The sequence below is a fragment of the Coleofasciculus sp. F4-SAH-05 genome (assembly GCF_040222985.1).
Lineage (GTDB): Bacteria > Cyanobacteriota > Cyanobacteriia > Cyanobacteriales > Coleofasciculaceae > Coleofasciculus > Coleofasciculus chthonoplastes.
Genome location: NZ_JAVKBY010000142.1, coordinates 1 through 14,135, shown reverse-complemented (window position 1 = coordinate 14,135; position 14,135 = coordinate 1). Strand labels below are relative to the sequence as shown.

The window sequence follows — 14,135 nt, the reverse complement described above, 5'->3', positions numbered from 1 at the left end:
GTTCTTTGCATATTGCTGTCTACTATGCATCTTTCTCGCTTCTTTGCTTCTTGCTCGATACTAGGCATCTTGCTCTCTACTATGCATCTTGCTCGCTACTAGGCATCTTGCTCGATACTAGGCATCTTGCTCGCTACTTGGCATCTTGCTCGCTACTAGGCATCTTGCTCGCTACTCTGCATCTTGCTCGCTACTCAGCATCTTGCTCGCTACTAGGCATCTTGCTCGCTACTCAGCATCTTGCTCGCTACTCAGCATCTTGCTCGCTACTCAGCATCTTGCTCGCTACTAAGTCATTTATCATTTAGACAGGGCGGGTTTAGTGACATTAGGGTGGACAAAAAAATGATAGTAGTGAAACCCGCCCCTACACAGCTCCCAGACGTTCCACCGGAACGTCTCTACAACCCCATCTCCCTCATCTTCCCCATCTTCCCCATCTCCTGTACGAATGATTAGCAACATGGGAAGATAGTCTCTGAGAGCTGTTCTAGGAGTGTAACCCTTGGTAACTATTCGCTGTCGGGAGATGACATTCCCGAATATAGAAGCGATCATTTTTGATAAAGATGGGACGTTAGAAGATTCACAAGCCTTTTTGCGAGAATTAGCCTATAAGCGATCGCGTTTGATTGATGCTCAAATTCCTGGTGTGGGTGAACCCTTGCTGATGGCGTTTGGGATTCAGGATGATACCCTTGATCCGACGGGTTTAATGGCGGTGGGTAGCCGTCGAGAAAGTGAAATTGCAGCAGCGGCTTATATTGCCGAAACGGGGCGAGGTTGGATAGAATCTCTAGAGATTGCCCGTAATGCCTTTGCCGAAGCAGAGCGATATCTCAAGGATGCAGCGGGAACTTCTCCGTTATTTGCGGGAAGTTTAGATGTCCTCAAATCCCTGTCTGAAGCGGGTTTAAAATTGGGAATTCTGTCGGCGGCTTCAACAGCAGGAGTACAAGCCTTTGTCAAACGTCACCAGTTAGAGCCTTATATTCAATTACAACAAGGGGTTGATACAGACCTTAGTAAACCTGATCCGGCGTTATTTCTGCAAGCCTGTGAACGTTTAGGCGTTTCTGCGAGTGCAACCCTGATGGTGGGAGATTCAGCAGGAGACATGGCGATGGCAAGTCGTGCGGGTGCGGCGGGTTGTATTGGAATTAGCTGGGGAACCTCGATTCATTTCCCGGATGCAGATGTCGCGATCGCACAATTGGATGAAATTCAGGTTTTATAAATGATCAAAGATAGGGGAATCGGGGCGGGTTTAGTCACATCTAGGTGAGAGAAGAAAAGATAGTAGTCAAACCCAACCCTACATTATCTCTTCTAGAGCGCCGATCAAGTATTCCTAGAAACCGGGTTTCTCGTGAGGATGACAACTCTAATATCAACCTTTTACCCAAAGAAACCCGGTTTCTTGACCGATACCCTAGGTTCCCTGTTCCCTACTTAAATAGGCAAACGCTCAATATCTCGATTGGAACCAATCACCACCATGGCAAACCCTTTAAATAGACGAGTTGTGGGAGCGGGATTAATCTCAAACTGATCATCTTGACCAACTGCTAACAAGTTTAAGCCATAGCGATTCCGCAGTTGCAGTTCCATCACGGTTTTGCCATGAAAATCTTCAGGAACTGATATCTCCACAATACTGTGATTCGGGTCTAACTCAAAGCGATCTAAAATAGAAGGCTGAGTCAGCGATCGCGCCAAAGCACAACCCGCTTCATATTCCGGATAAACCACGCGATCAGCACCAACCCGTTCTAACAATTTACCATGAACTTCTGAAGACGCTTTAGCCACCACGTATTGGACGCCCGCTTCCTTAATATTGAGCGTAGTAATAATACTTTCCTGTAAATAGTTGCCAATCGCAATAATCACCGTATCAAATTCAAAAATTCCCGCCTCTTTCAAGGCTTTGGGATCGGTAGAATCGAGTTGAATCGCATGGGCGGCGATTTGGTCGGTCAAGACTTGACTAACCAGTTTTTCATTAATATCTGTTCCTAAGACTTCATGTCCCAGATGGTGTAGGGAGGAGCAAACGCCTCGACCAAAACGCCCTAAACCAATGACAGCAAATTGCTTATTTTCTCGATGCAGCTTCCGCCAGAACCCTACAGATGACCAACTCACACCCTTGTCCTTTCCTCAATGAAATATTATTGATCATAACCCTATACCCGTTAAAGTAGCATTATCCTACGAGTAGATTTTCTTCCGGATAACGAACATGACTAGGACGGGGATCTCCCAGGAGGGTTGCCATAAATGCGATAATTCCTACCCGCCCAATAAACATCGTTGCCACTAAAATAATTTTTCCCAACGCCGAGAGACCAGCAGTGATACCCGTTGAAAGTCCAACTGTCGCGAAAGCAGATACAACTTCAAAGAGGAGTTGGATAAATGGAATATGGGGATCAGTGATCGCAATTAAAATGGTCAAAATAATTACGGTGGTGACCGAACCAACCAGAACCGCCGTGGCTTTTAAAATTAGGTTGAGTGGCACCTGACGTCTGTACAGATAAACTTCCTCTTTTCCTTGTAAAATCGCCTTCGTACAATTCGCCAACACCCGAAAGGTTGTCGTTTTCATCCCGCCCCCGGTTCCGCCTGGACTGGCACCGATAAACATGAAAGCAATTGTCATAAATAAACCCGCTGCTGTCATTTGACTAATATCAATGGTGTTAAATCCTGCCGTTCTTGTCGTCACCGACTGAAACCATGCGCTTAAAAGTTTATCCCGGAAACTTAAATTTACTAAAATGTTCGGGTTATTTACTTCGACAAAAAAGAAGGCGATTGTTCCTAGGATTAATAGGAATAAGGTTGTGCTGGTTACCACTTTAAAATTCAGAGAAAAGGTAAGTTTTTCACGTTTATACTTAAAGATATCGAGCAACCAGAGATACAGTTCAAAAATAACAGGTTGACCAATTCCACCTAAGACAATCAGTCCCGAAATAATCCCAAGTAACAAAACAGATGACTGATAGCCGATTAAACTATCGGAAAACAAACTAAATCCAGCATTATTCCAGGCGCTAATACTGTGAAAAAGAGCTAACCACAATCCTTGATTCCAGCCTTGCTCTGGAACAAAGACGAGTAACAACAGGAAAAATCCGGTTAATTCAAAAATTATTGCTGTGGCAATAATTGAGCGAATAACAAACGAACTTTTTTCTAAACCCGGACGATCAAACGCTTGTTGAATGGCTATTTTCTGACGCAAGTTAAACCGCCGACGCACCAAGAGTAACATAAAGGTCGTGGTTGTCATATAGCCTAACCCGCCAAGCTGGAATAAGGCAAGGACAAAAAACTGACCGACACCCGAAAAATAACTGCCCGTATCAACCACAGCTAAACCCGTGACACAGACAGCAGAGGTGGCGGTAAATAAGGCGGTAATTGGATCAGTCCATGTTCCATCCTGAGTAGAGAACGGTAGAATTAACAGAAATGTGCCTACGGTAATCATGGCTAAGAATCCGAGGCAAATCGTGCGCGGGATAGTCATAAGTCGTCATTCGTCATTTGTCATTAGTCATTCGTCATTAGTCATTCGTCATTAGTCATTCGTCATTTGTTATTTGTCATTTGGTCGGGCGGGTTTTGCCGCCAAGCTAGGGATAACATTCAATATTAGTCCCTAAACCCGCCCCTACACACAGACGCTTCTTGGATCACGTATGGAACATGACTCGCCCATCACTTCATCTTCTCCACTACCTTCAACTGAACTTAATATCATCCGTTGTCCTTGGCAAAAAATTGTCGCATCCATTGCCAAGCTTTAATCGTTACCTCCTCCAGCCAAAGCATTTTTACATCCAACCATTCTAGGATTTCTTCTAAGGGATGTTTAACATATCCTGTGGAAATTGCCTCCGTTTCAATCCAGTCGGGCGCGGGTTCGATATCATGGTTGTGGGCATAGGAAATGGGGTGTTCGGATGGTGAAGATAAGGCAGAATCAAAAGATAACGGCAAAGATGAATAGGAGGGTAAAGGTTCAGGTAAACTTGTTGGACTTTGCTCTGATAATGTCGCCGGAAAGACCTTGACAACTGTTCCCGTTTTACAATTATTTTCTAATGTCGAAATTTCTGAACTTTGTAATGCTATTGGATAGAAAAGTGGAGTGGAATAGTTAACCGTTTGCGTTTGGGTGTGAGTAAGTGGGTTGTGATTCCGATCGACATTTTCGGTTAGGTTAAGGAGAGGAATACAACGTAGTAATTTAGCTTCAATACTCTGTCCAAACCTAACAGATTGTTGTTGTGAATTGGGTTGTTCTTGAGCGGTTACCCGTAGGGTTTCAGCTTGTTTATAGAAACCAAAACGCTGGAGAATAGCACCAATAGGGTTGTTGCGGATAGCCATTTTTTTGACTGTAAATCCTGGAGAAAGTTGGGGGAACGTTGATTGAACGTTTTCCTTCAGCCCCATAAAGTTAGTGACAGCAGAATTTGGTGTGGACGTGGGGTTTGGACACCCAAATAAATCATCCCAGGTTAACCATGGATCAGGTTCAGTCTTATACGTGAATTCTGTTCCAGGAAGGGTGACGGAAGTTGTTGAGTTAGCGAATCGTTGATTAATGTCCTCGGTGGGGTTAACTGAGGTTGTGTCTTGGTGATGGAATGGGTGAGAACTACCCTGACCAAAAAAGTAGTCGATCGCGGCGTAAATTAATCCTACCAGCCAAAAGGGGTGAGATGCTGATGTCTGGGTTGGATCAGTTGGCTGTCGAGGGGTGATGAATGAGGTTTTGAACGTTTGCAGTAAACTTTGGCTGCGGTGACGGAGTGCGATCGCAACATGATTCGATGTCTGTAGAGGGTGCGATTCCCATTGGGCAATGGTGTCATCGATCGCGGCTAAGGTTCCCCCTGGTGCGAATCGTTTCAGCCAGGAATAGGCAAAGTTTTGGGGAATTTCGGTGGGAGATGCGATCGCAGGCATGAGTTCCTGATCGTCTGATAAGGTAGACTCACCGAAGAGATTAATCGCGATCGCAACCGGACTGGTTTGCACCCATGCCATGAGTTGCCAGAATAGTCTTAAGGGGAGAAACAGAGAGGGTTTAGCCAAGTGACTGAGTTGGCGTTGCACTCTGGAAGTCTTTAAATTATCAACTAAACGCCACTGACGATATAGGGTAGCCAATTCCCAGCTTATTCTCGCCGCCAGTTTTTGTTGTTGTTCTGGGGTGAGGATATCCAAAATTTCATTAGTGATGGAAACCAGAACTAGGGTTCGGGTGGGGAGGAGGGTGGCTACACCTTGAATCTCTACCCGTGAGGAAGAGGAGATATCCAGATTAGGAGTATCGGTTATTTTATTTGGTTCTATTCCAATAAACCTCGGCGAATCAAATTCGCAGCTAGACAAACCAAGTCCACCTTCGCGGACTAGCGGAACCAGGATTGGGGAACCCGCGAAGGCGGGTTTCGTTTGTGTAGCTGCGGTTTTAACCGCCCTATTGAGAATGGTGCAAGATGTGAATTGTAAGGTTTCGACTTCCTTAAGAACCCGTTGAATCGGCGTATCAACAGCAGGCGGTGGTTCTGGGGGTTGGGATTGGGTCAAGGCTTTTAATCGAGTCCATCCCGTTTTTGCCTCTGCCGAAAGTTGCCGTCCAGCCGTGAGACTGGTTTGAACCACCATATATATAGGATAGAGGAGAATCTGCGTTCCCCAAACAGCCGCGACTTTCAGATGTCGGATTGCCCGTTCACCGCGATCGAGGAGTCGGCGAGAATGATGATTGATAAAATTGAACAATCGGCTGCGGTAGCGACCTGGGGTAGAAGCAGACATGGTGATGCAAGCAGAAGCAGCGATGACTTATTTATTATTCCATACTTTATCGCTTTCTTAGCGAATGTTCGTAGTTGCGCTGTCTTCGCCATAAACGCTAGCATCACCCACAACAAACTCTTAATTCAGCTATAAATGGTGCGTTACGCTTTGCTAACGCACCCTACAATTTGGCTTAGATAGTGCAAGATCTGAGTTAAAACGGGTTCAACGTCTTTAATGTAGTAAGCTAAGGCGTACTTAAGCTTTTGCTTACTTGGGTTTATAACCTAGGCGAATTAATGCGACAGGCGCTTTCGTAATTTGGATGGCTAACGATTAACTTTTATCCTTAATTACCATGTCCCCATTACCCTTCCTTTCTGAATCTATTGCTAAACTCCGCGCCTTAACTCAGGTGAATGTGCAGACGAATTGGAAATTGTGGTCTGAAGACCTACCTCTGGAGGAGATAAGTAACCACATTTTTGCCAACGGGTCAAGTGGTGAACTCAATGATAAAGGCTATATTATCTGGTCAGCCGGACGCCAAGTAATGTGGTTCGGTCAACAATTTATTATTCCCCACAATTTACAAGGTTATCCCTTAGCCGGATTAACCTTACGACTAGCGCTAACCTGGTGGGCGGAAGATGCCAAAATTTTTGTGAATGGTGAGTTAGTCCAAGAAGGAGACTTATTTGATTCTTCCGCTAGAGTCCTCCTTAGTTCAACCGTTAGTCCTGGAGAAATTATTACGGTCATGGTACGGTTAGTGAGTCCAGGTCATGATATTGGCGGGTTAATGCGTTCTGCCTGTATTTATGAATCAATAGATTCGATTGATCCGGGATTTGTTGCGGATGAATTAACCGTATTACAGAACTATTTAACCGCCTTTGCACCCGAACAATTAGACACCCTCGCGACGGCTGTAGCTAAGATTAACTGGCAGAGGGTATCTGATGCCGATCAGTTTACGCGATCGCTAACTCAATTGCGGCAAAATTTACTATCTCAAAACCTCACCCCTAACGCGACATTCCACCTACTCGGTCATGCCCATTTAGATATGGCTTGGTTATGGTCAACTCAGGAAACCTGGGATGTTGCCATGCGAACCTTTGAATCGGTTCTCAGTTTACAGCAAGACTTTCCTAATTTGACCTATTGTCATACGACCCCCGCACTTTATGCCTGGATCGAACAGAATCGTCCCGACTTATTTAGCCAAATTAAACAACAAGTCATAGCCGGAAAATGGGAAACTGTTGGCGGGATGTGGGTTGAACCCGAACTCAACTTAATTGACGGTGAATCCATTGTCCGGCAACTTCTTTATGGTCAACGTTATACCCAAGAAAAATTCGGTCAAATTAGTCAAATTGCTTGGGTAACCGATAGTTTTGGCTTTACGTGGCAATTACCTCAAATTTTAAAACAAGGCGGAATCAACTATTTTGTCACCCAAAAACTGCATTGGAATGACACAACTGAATTCCCCTATCACCTCTTTTGGTGGCAATCACCGGATGGAACTCGAATTCTCAGTTTAATGTCGCCGCCTAATATTACTGGAGTCATGGACACCAATCCAATTACCATGACCAATTATGGGATTAAGTGGCAAACCCAAACCAAAATTAAGGATATCTTTTGGTTACCCGGTGTAGGCGATCATGGCGGTGGTCCCACTCGCGATATGTTAGAAGTAGCAAAGCGTTGGCAACAATCTCCCTTCTTCCCCAACTTAGAATTTACCACCGCATTGAAGTATTTGCAGAATCTTGAGAATCAGTTAGAAAATAGGGGAGATGAGGGCGGGTTTAGTCACATCGGGGTAACAAATAACGATAGTAGTAAAACCCGCCCCTACAAATTCCCCATTCCTAATCCAATTTGGAATAACGAACTCTATCTAGAACTCCATCGCGGCTGTTATACCACCCACGCTGATCAAAAACGCTGGAATCGTCGCTGCGAAAGATTACTGTATCAAGCCGAACTCTTTGCCTCACTCGCCACCCTAATCACTACAAAAAACTATCCTCAATCTCAACTAGAAACCGCCTGGAAAAACGTTCTCTTTAATCAATTCCACGATATCTTACCCGGAACCTCCATTCCCGAAGTCTTCATTGAAGCCAACCAAAAATGGCAACAAACCGAGACAATAACCCAAACCATTATCGCCGAATCCCTAAACGCGATCGCGTCCCAAATCACCCTCCCTTCACCCCCTCACCCCAACGCCCAACCCCTAATTCTATTCAATCCCCTCAACTGGCAACATTCAGAACTCATTACCATCTCCCTCTGCGAACCTCTGCGCGAACCTCTGCGAACCTCTGCGTTGAAAAAACAGTTCCCCATCACCAACAATCAAACCTGGCAAATTTACGATAGTAACGGCGAAAAAATCCCCAGCCAAACCGGATTCCATACAAGCAAAGCGAAGAATCAAACCCATCTGCTATTTCAGGCAAAAGATATCCCCGCCATCGGCTATAAAATAGTCTGGGTTTGTCCCACAGACACTCCCCCAGAAGACGACAACCCCAATCCCCCATCCGATAACGAATTTATCCTCGAAAATGACTACCTGCGAATTATCGTCAATCCCAATACTGGCGACTTAAGCAGCATCTTTGATAAACAAAACCAACGAGAAATCTTAAGCGGTGCAGGAAATCAACTGCAAGCCTTTGAAGACAAAGGTCAATATTGGGACGCCTGGAATATTGACCCCAATTACCATCAACATCCCTTACCGCCAACCCAACTGAAATCGATTCAATGGCTAGAACAAGGAAATCTGCGATCGCGTCTGCAAGTTATTCGTCAATTAGGACAATCCCAGTTTTGCCAAGACTACATCCTAACATCAGATTCACCCCTCCTCAAAATAGCCACAACCGTAGATTGGCAGGAACGCCAGGTATTAGTCAAAGCCGCATTCCCCTTAAACCTAGAAGCCGACTATGCTACCTATGAAATTCCCTGCGGCGCAATCCAACGCCCCACAAAACCCAAAACCCGCGCCGAACAAGCCAAATGGGAGGTTCCAGCCTTACGTTGGGCGGATTTGGCTGATAAAACTTACGGCGTGAGTCTACTCAATGATTGTAAATACGGCTATGACGCCCACCCCTCTCAACTCCGATTAACCCTACTCAAAAGTCCAATGTGGCCCCATCCCGATGCCGATCGCGGAATTCACCAGTTTACTTATGCACTTTATCCTCATGCTGGAACTTGGCAAGCCGCGAAAACGGTTCAGCGAGGGTATGAGTTAAATTTCCCCCTGCAAGTCGTCAGGCTAGAAGATACGGCGAATCAGGGTGTTAAATCGAATGGCACTGACTTAAGCTGGGTTCGTAGTAGGCACTTTAGTGCCAGAAGCGCTAAAGCGCTGACTACAAACTCTAAAGTCAGTGGCATTTGTGTTAAATTATTGCCCCCCAGGGGTTCCTTGCTAGAGTTATCGGCAGAAAATTTAGTGGTGATGGCTCTCAAGCGATCGCAAGATAATCCCCACCGTTGGATTCTGCGGTGTTATGAATGTCAGGGAGAGGAAGCGGAAGTTTCATTAACCAGTGATTTAGGGTTGGCGATAGAGGGTTGCGTTGATTTATTGGAACGTCCTCAGTCTCCAGAATCCCCGACGCTGCAAGCCTTGAGGATAGCGCCTTGGCAGATTCGGAGTTACGCGATCGTTCAAACCTAATAATATTATTTAGGGTCTGCTGAATAAGTTTGGGGGTGAGGAGAGGGAACTCTTAACAGGGAACAGTTTCAAACCCCTTCTACCCAAAGAAGCTTCTCTACCTTCCCCGATGGGAAATATACTGATAACATCGGTGTAAAAGCAGAACTGGCACGTAGCGGGTAAGGTGGCTGATGGGGTTCTACCGACGGTGGCGCAAGTGGTTTATTCTTCCCCTAGTATTGGCTGGGGTAGGTGCAGAATTATTGGCGGCTGCATCGAGTCGGGCACAGGAAATAGACGCAGTTTCGCCAGTTGAGTATGGTTCATTTGTGGATAATCAGGGGATGCCAATCGAAGCGCGATTAAACCCCACGTACCGCCAGAGGCGATCGCAACCCTTCCAAAAGCAGACGACTCTCCCCGATGTTCCTCAACTTCCTCAATCACCAAGGCGTAATCCTATTCCTTCCAGGAGATCTATTGCGATCGCGGATATTCAAGTTCGCTTTGTTGATCAAGACGGTCAACCCATTCCCGGAAACACTCGTCCTTATATCATTACGCGAGAATTTGACCTGCAACCCGGAGACGTGTATCGCCCGGACGTCGCCCAGCAAGGGTTAGAGCGAGTCACGCAGTTAGATAGTGTCCAGGATGCTACCCTTAGTCTCCAACCGACCAATCAACCCAATCAAATTATCATGATTGTGAATGTGGTTGAGGATTCATCGTTTAATGTCACGGCTTTTCCCAGTGCAAGTCGGGCAAAAGGGATTTATGGGGTGTTGCGGTTAGAGGAGGAAAATCTGGGCGGGAATAATCAGAACTTGGCGTTAGAACTGGAAGCAGGCGAAGATACCGTAGGATTTGAGGTGAGTTTTACTGATCCGTGGATTGCGGGTGATCCGTTGCGGACAGGGTACAGTTTGGCAGTGTTTAATCAGCGTTCTCCATCGGAGGTGTTTATTGGTGGCGATCGCGAGGTGGATTTGCCGAATGGGGAAACCCCGTGGGTGCATCGTTTGGGAGGAAGTGGGGAAGTGTTTCGCCCTCTGGGAGGGAATTGGCAGGCTGGGGTAGGATTATCCTATCAGCGGGTGTCGATTCGGGATCAGGCGTTTACTGATCAGGTGCAACCGGTGGATGAATTTGGCAATCCGTTAAGTTTAAGCGATCGCGGTCAAGATGATTTATTGACGGTGAATCTATCCGCGGTGCAAGATAATCGCGATGATACCGATTATCCCACTCAAGGAACTAATGTCAGGGTAGGGATGGATCAGTCGGTTCCTGTGGGTGAAGCTGATATTTTTTTAAACCGTCTCAGTGGAAGTTATACCCAGTATGTTCCGGTGGAGTTGTTTGGGTTCACCTCTGGCGATCAAACCTTGGTGTTTAATCTTCAGGGAGGAACCGTGATTGGCGATTTACCTGCTTATGAAGCCTTTAGCCTCGGCGGAGGGAGTTCCGTGCGCGGCTATCAGAGTGGGGAAGTGGGTGCAGGTCGGTCTTACCTCCAAGCCACGGCTGAGTATCGGTTTCCGCTGTTTACCTGGTTGGGGGGTCGGATATTTGCTGATTATGCCACAGATTTAGGCTCAGGGGATACGGTAACCGGGGAACCGGGAGAGGTGCGGGATAAGCCGGGGAGTGGATTTGGTTATGGGGTTGGGGTGAGAGTGCGATCGCCCTTTGGTCCAGTACAGGTTGATTTTGGCTTAAATGATCAGGGGGATTCTCAGGTGCATTTGGGCGTAGGGGAACGGTTTTGAAGTTAAACGGTATGTAGATACTAAGGGTCACGAATTAGCATTTTTCCAGTCTCGTCAATTCCATCAAAAACAGAAGAGGAGAGGGCGACCCGATGAAATTAAGTGGACTGGTGGTGTTAATTAGGCTAAGCGGGTCGCCCCTACAGGGATCTGACAGGCGATCGCTCTTTTTTAAACGATATATTTTTTAATCCTTCAAACCCTGAATAACTGGGGAACAACAGGTCGTTCTCCTTGTTGAAACTTCTGCCAAGTCTCTCGTAAGAATGTGGGGGCTCGATGATGGGAATCATACACAACAATTGCGTTCGTCAGCGTCCGTTTTGGATTCACCAAAATCCTCCCCCTGTGGTATAATGCGCTAGATCTTCCACCATCTAAATTCATCGCCTCACTACAACCAATTGCCCGCATTACCTTCGCCTCTCGCCATAGAGGTAACGGTGCTAGAAACGTGACTAAGACTAATTTTTTGCCACTAGCGGGAAACCCGATCGCACAGCGATGTGCCACACCCATAACACGCGGATCAGTAAATCCTTCACTACGCGGCGCTAACCAGACTTTTCCCTGTCTCAGAAGTCTTGGACCTCCTGTAATCGAAAACCAATGTTGACTCCAGTCTGGCTTTCCATCCACTCGCGCTGTCACTAACTCCGGCTGATTTCCTACCCGCAATCCCAGCGTTGTACCATAATTTTCCCAGGGACTGTATTTGAGAAAGCTTCCGGCGGATACCATATTTCCCATCAGCCGCTTGGGATCTTTGCTACTGAAAAATGTACCACTGGCGACAACAGCGGCGTGATAGCGGCGAACCATACGATTAAAGGATTCTTCACCAATTGCCCCTTGATGATTTCCCAACGTGGAATTATTGGCTAAACCAATGGCGATAAACGTATCGGGGTTGGTCAAATCAATATGGGTTTGATAGAGGGAAACTCCTAAAATCGTACTGCGCCGCAGACTGACTGACTCGGCGGCGACGGGAGAAATAAGTCCTAATCCTTGGGCTAACGCGGCACCACCTAGGACGAGAAATGAACGTCGAGTGAATTTTCGCTGATAGTTGGATAAATATTGACGTGACATCGGTACAATTTCAATAGGACTAGAAGTTAGTGGATTGCAACCTGGTACGGGGTGATTGTGATGGAAAAATAGTAATTGGGTAAGCGGGACGGTTTGTGTAGAATGAAAACAGGATTTACCGTTCCTCTAGCAACCTGATGAATCGATTAGCTTCGCTGACAATAAATACTGGATTATAACGATTTAATCCGGACAATTGTTTTTAAGAATCGGCGTTGGAGGTAATGATGAGTCAAAGGGTTTCCCTGGAGGAGTTGTGGGAGTCAACACCACCCAGCGAACAGGTTTTTCAACCGGATCAGTTGGTAGGGTGTCCTGATACGGTACAACGCTATCTGAACCATGCGATCGCGCCAGGAACACGATTAGCCTCTGCGGTGCGACTGCGGATGCATGGTGAAATTAAATTGCGGGGTTGGCTTCCCTTCACCGCAGAACAAGTCATCTGTTGGCGTCGAGGTTTTATCTGGCGGGCGGCGGTACGGATGAATGGCTTACCGATATGGGGTTCTGATCGGCTGGTGGATGGCGTTGGCGGGATGCGGTGGAAGCTGTTAGGGCTGTTTCCGGTGATGACGGCTTCAGGTGCAGATATTACGCGATCAACTGTGGGTCGAATGTTGGCAGAACTTGTCTGGTTCCCCTCTGTTCTGTGCCAACGTGATGTATCGTGGACGGCATCAGATGCAGTTCATGCCCATGCTAGTTTAACCCTATTTGGCGAGAGTACAGAACTTATCCTCACGGTTGATCATCAGGGGCGGTTGGAGAGTGTCAAGCTGAGGCGCTGGAACAATCCTGAAGGTGCTGAGTTTCGCTGGCACGAATAAAAAACTCTAGGAACAGGGCGGGTTTAGTTACATTGAGGTGCAACCGAAAAGATAGTAGTAAAACCCGCCCCTACAGAGGATCGAATCGCCCTTTTCTCATGAGTAGCGAGCAAGATGCTCGCACTACAAAAATTTCGCTATTATTGACATTAAGGTTTAAATTCTGAAGTGCTTATATGATAACCTTTCAGATATGCGATCGCGTCCCGTCCCATCAGCGGCTCAAACCCTTATCCTTATACTGAAAGGATACTATTCAAAGGACTCAAAGATTATGGCACAAGTGATTCAAGCGAGTGAATTAACCCTGCATGATGTAGAAAATAAATTTAACCTGCAACAGGTTGAGGATGAGCAGTTTTTTGGGGAATGGCAGGGGAAATTACCCGAACTTACAACCGATCAAAAGGAATGGCTAGACCAAGTTAAGGCGGATTTTTTGGCATTGGAAAAATATCCAGTCCATGAAGAAATTGTCAAAATGGTCGTATTGTCGCCGTTATTGTCCCTGGCTGGCTTATTTCGCTATCCCTTTCGTCCGGTGGCTGAGAAACAAGTGGAAATTGTAGTTGAGGAGAAGGATGAAGTGGTGCGGGGACGGATTGATGTTTTGGTGTTACATCAGCAATTGTGGGTGACAGTGATTGAGTCAAAAAGTAAGCGGTTTAGTTTGAGTGAAGCGTTACCGCAAGCGTTGTTTTATATGCTCAATAGTCCGAATACTTGGCTCTTCCGTACCTGTTATGCTAAATTGCATCAGAATACGCCCAAAATCTTTGCTAAGCAAGGATTTTGGGCGTTATTTCGAGTTAACTTAGACTGTGGAGGCATAAAATCACGGTATAACTGAATTTGGAGCCGTTTTAACTAACAGTTTGGCATAGTAAGTCCGGAAGAGCC

Annotated in this window: 10 protein-coding genes; 5 read left to right on the top strand and 5 right to left on the bottom strand. The window is 46.3% G+C overall.

Annotation, left to right across the window (positions count from 1 at the left end):
• Nucleotides 1-300: 300 nt before the first annotated feature.
• A complete protein-coding gene (locus RIG27_RS17235) occupies nt 301-465 on the bottom strand; it encodes a hypothetical protein (protein ID WP_446347135.1) in 165 nt (54 codons plus the stop codon).
• Nucleotides 466-505: 40 nt separating this feature from the next.
• Here RIG27_RS17235 and RIG27_RS17230 point away from each other — a divergent pair, with 40 nt between their 5' ends.
• Nucleotides 506-1,237 carry an HAD family hydrolase gene (locus RIG27_RS17230; protein ID WP_446347133.1) on the top strand — a complete coding sequence of 244 codons (732 nt, stop codon included), beginning with the start codon at nt 506-508 and terminating at the stop codon, nt 1,235-1,237.
• 215 nt (nt 1,238-1,452) lie between these two features.
• Here RIG27_RS17230 and RIG27_RS17225 read toward each other — a convergent pair whose 3' ends face one another.
• The 3 genes from RIG27_RS17225 to RIG27_RS17215 form a co-directional block, all read right to left on the bottom strand.
• Nucleotides 1,453-2,148, bottom strand: a complete 696-nt coding sequence (locus RIG27_RS17225) for a potassium channel family protein (RefSeq protein WP_446347131.1) — start codon at nt 2,146-2,148, stop codon at nt 1,453-1,455.
• Between the two features lie 61 nt (nt 2,149-2,209).
• The gene (locus RIG27_RS17220; RefSeq protein ID WP_446347129.1) at nt 2,210-3,544 is read right to left on the bottom strand and encodes a TrkH family potassium uptake protein; all 1,335 of its coding nucleotides are present in this window, start codon (nt 3,542-3,544) and stop codon (nt 2,210-2,212) included.
• A 230-nt stretch (nt 3,545-3,774) separates the two neighbouring features.
• A complete protein-coding gene (locus tag RIG27_RS17215) occupies nt 3,775-5,850 on the bottom strand; it encodes a hypothetical protein (protein ID WP_446347127.1) in 2,076 nt (691 codons plus the stop codon).
• Between the two features lie 340 nt (nt 5,851-6,190).
• Here RIG27_RS17215 and RIG27_RS17210 point away from each other — a divergent pair, with 340 nt between their 5' ends.
• Nucleotides 6,191-9,556, top strand: a complete 3,366-nt coding sequence (locus RIG27_RS17210) for an alpha-mannosidase (protein ID WP_446347125.1) — start codon at nt 6,191-6,193, stop codon at nt 9,554-9,556.
• A gap of 173 nt (nt 9,557-9,729) precedes the next feature.
• Entirely contained in the window at nt 9,730-11,310 is a 1,581-nt protein-coding gene (locus RIG27_RS17205) for a BamA/TamA family outer membrane protein (RefSeq protein ID WP_446347123.1), read from the top strand.
• 195 nt (nt 11,311-11,505) lie between these two features.
• On the opposite strand, the gene RIG27_RS17200 is transcribed toward RIG27_RS17205, so the two are convergent.
• Complete coding sequence (locus RIG27_RS17200) at nt 11,506-12,405, bottom strand: phosphodiester glycosidase family protein (protein ID WP_446347121.1); 900 nt, start codon at nt 12,403-12,405, stop codon at nt 11,506-11,508.
• A gap of 224 nt (nt 12,406-12,629) precedes the next feature.
• Between RIG27_RS17200 and RIG27_RS17195 the strand changes: the two genes are divergently transcribed.
• Together RIG27_RS17195 and RIG27_RS17190 are read left to right on the top strand one after the other, a co-directional pair.
• Nucleotides 12,630-13,235: a DUF6544 family protein gene (locus RIG27_RS17195; protein WP_446347119.1), complete on the top strand. Its 606-nt coding sequence runs from the start codon at nt 12,630-12,632 to the stop codon at nt 13,233-13,235.
• Nucleotides 13,236-13,509: 274 nt separating this feature from the next.
• Entirely contained in the window at nt 13,510-14,085 is a 576-nt protein-coding gene (locus RIG27_RS17190; RefSeq protein WP_446347117.1) for a restriction endonuclease subunit R, read from the top strand.
• Nucleotides 14,086-14,135: the final 50 nt, after the last annotated feature.

Bases quoted from the DNA above. Each gene is read 5' to 3' on its own strand.
- RIG27_RS17235 (WP_446347135.1), bottom strand. From the start codon at position 465: ATGTTGCTAATCATTCGTACAGGAGATGGGGAAGATGGGGAAGATGAG.
- RIG27_RS17220 (WP_446347129.1), bottom strand. From the start codon at position 3,544: ATGACTATCCCGCGCACGATTTGCCTCGGATTCTTAGCCATGATTACC.
- RIG27_RS17215 (WP_446347127.1), bottom strand. From the start codon at position 5,850: ATGTCTGCTTCTACCCCAGGTCGCTACCGCAGCCGATTGTTCAATTTT.
- RIG27_RS17210 (WP_446347125.1), top strand. From the start codon at position 6,191: ATGTCCCCATTACCCTTCCTTTCTGAATCTATTGCTAAACTCCGCGCC.
- RIG27_RS17205 (WP_446347123.1), top strand. From the start codon at position 9,730: ATGGGGTTCTACCGACGGTGGCGCAAGTGGTTTATTCTTCCCCTAGTA.
- RIG27_RS17200 (WP_446347121.1), bottom strand. From the start codon at position 12,405: ATGTCACGTCAATATTTATCCAACTATCAGCGAAAATTCACTCGACGT.
- RIG27_RS17195 (WP_446347119.1), top strand. From the start codon at position 12,630: ATGATGAGTCAAAGGGTTTCCCTGGAGGAGTTGTGGGAGTCAACACCA.
- RIG27_RS17190 (WP_446347117.1), top strand. From the start codon at position 13,510: ATGGCACAAGTGATTCAAGCGAGTGAATTAACCCTGCATGATGTAGAA.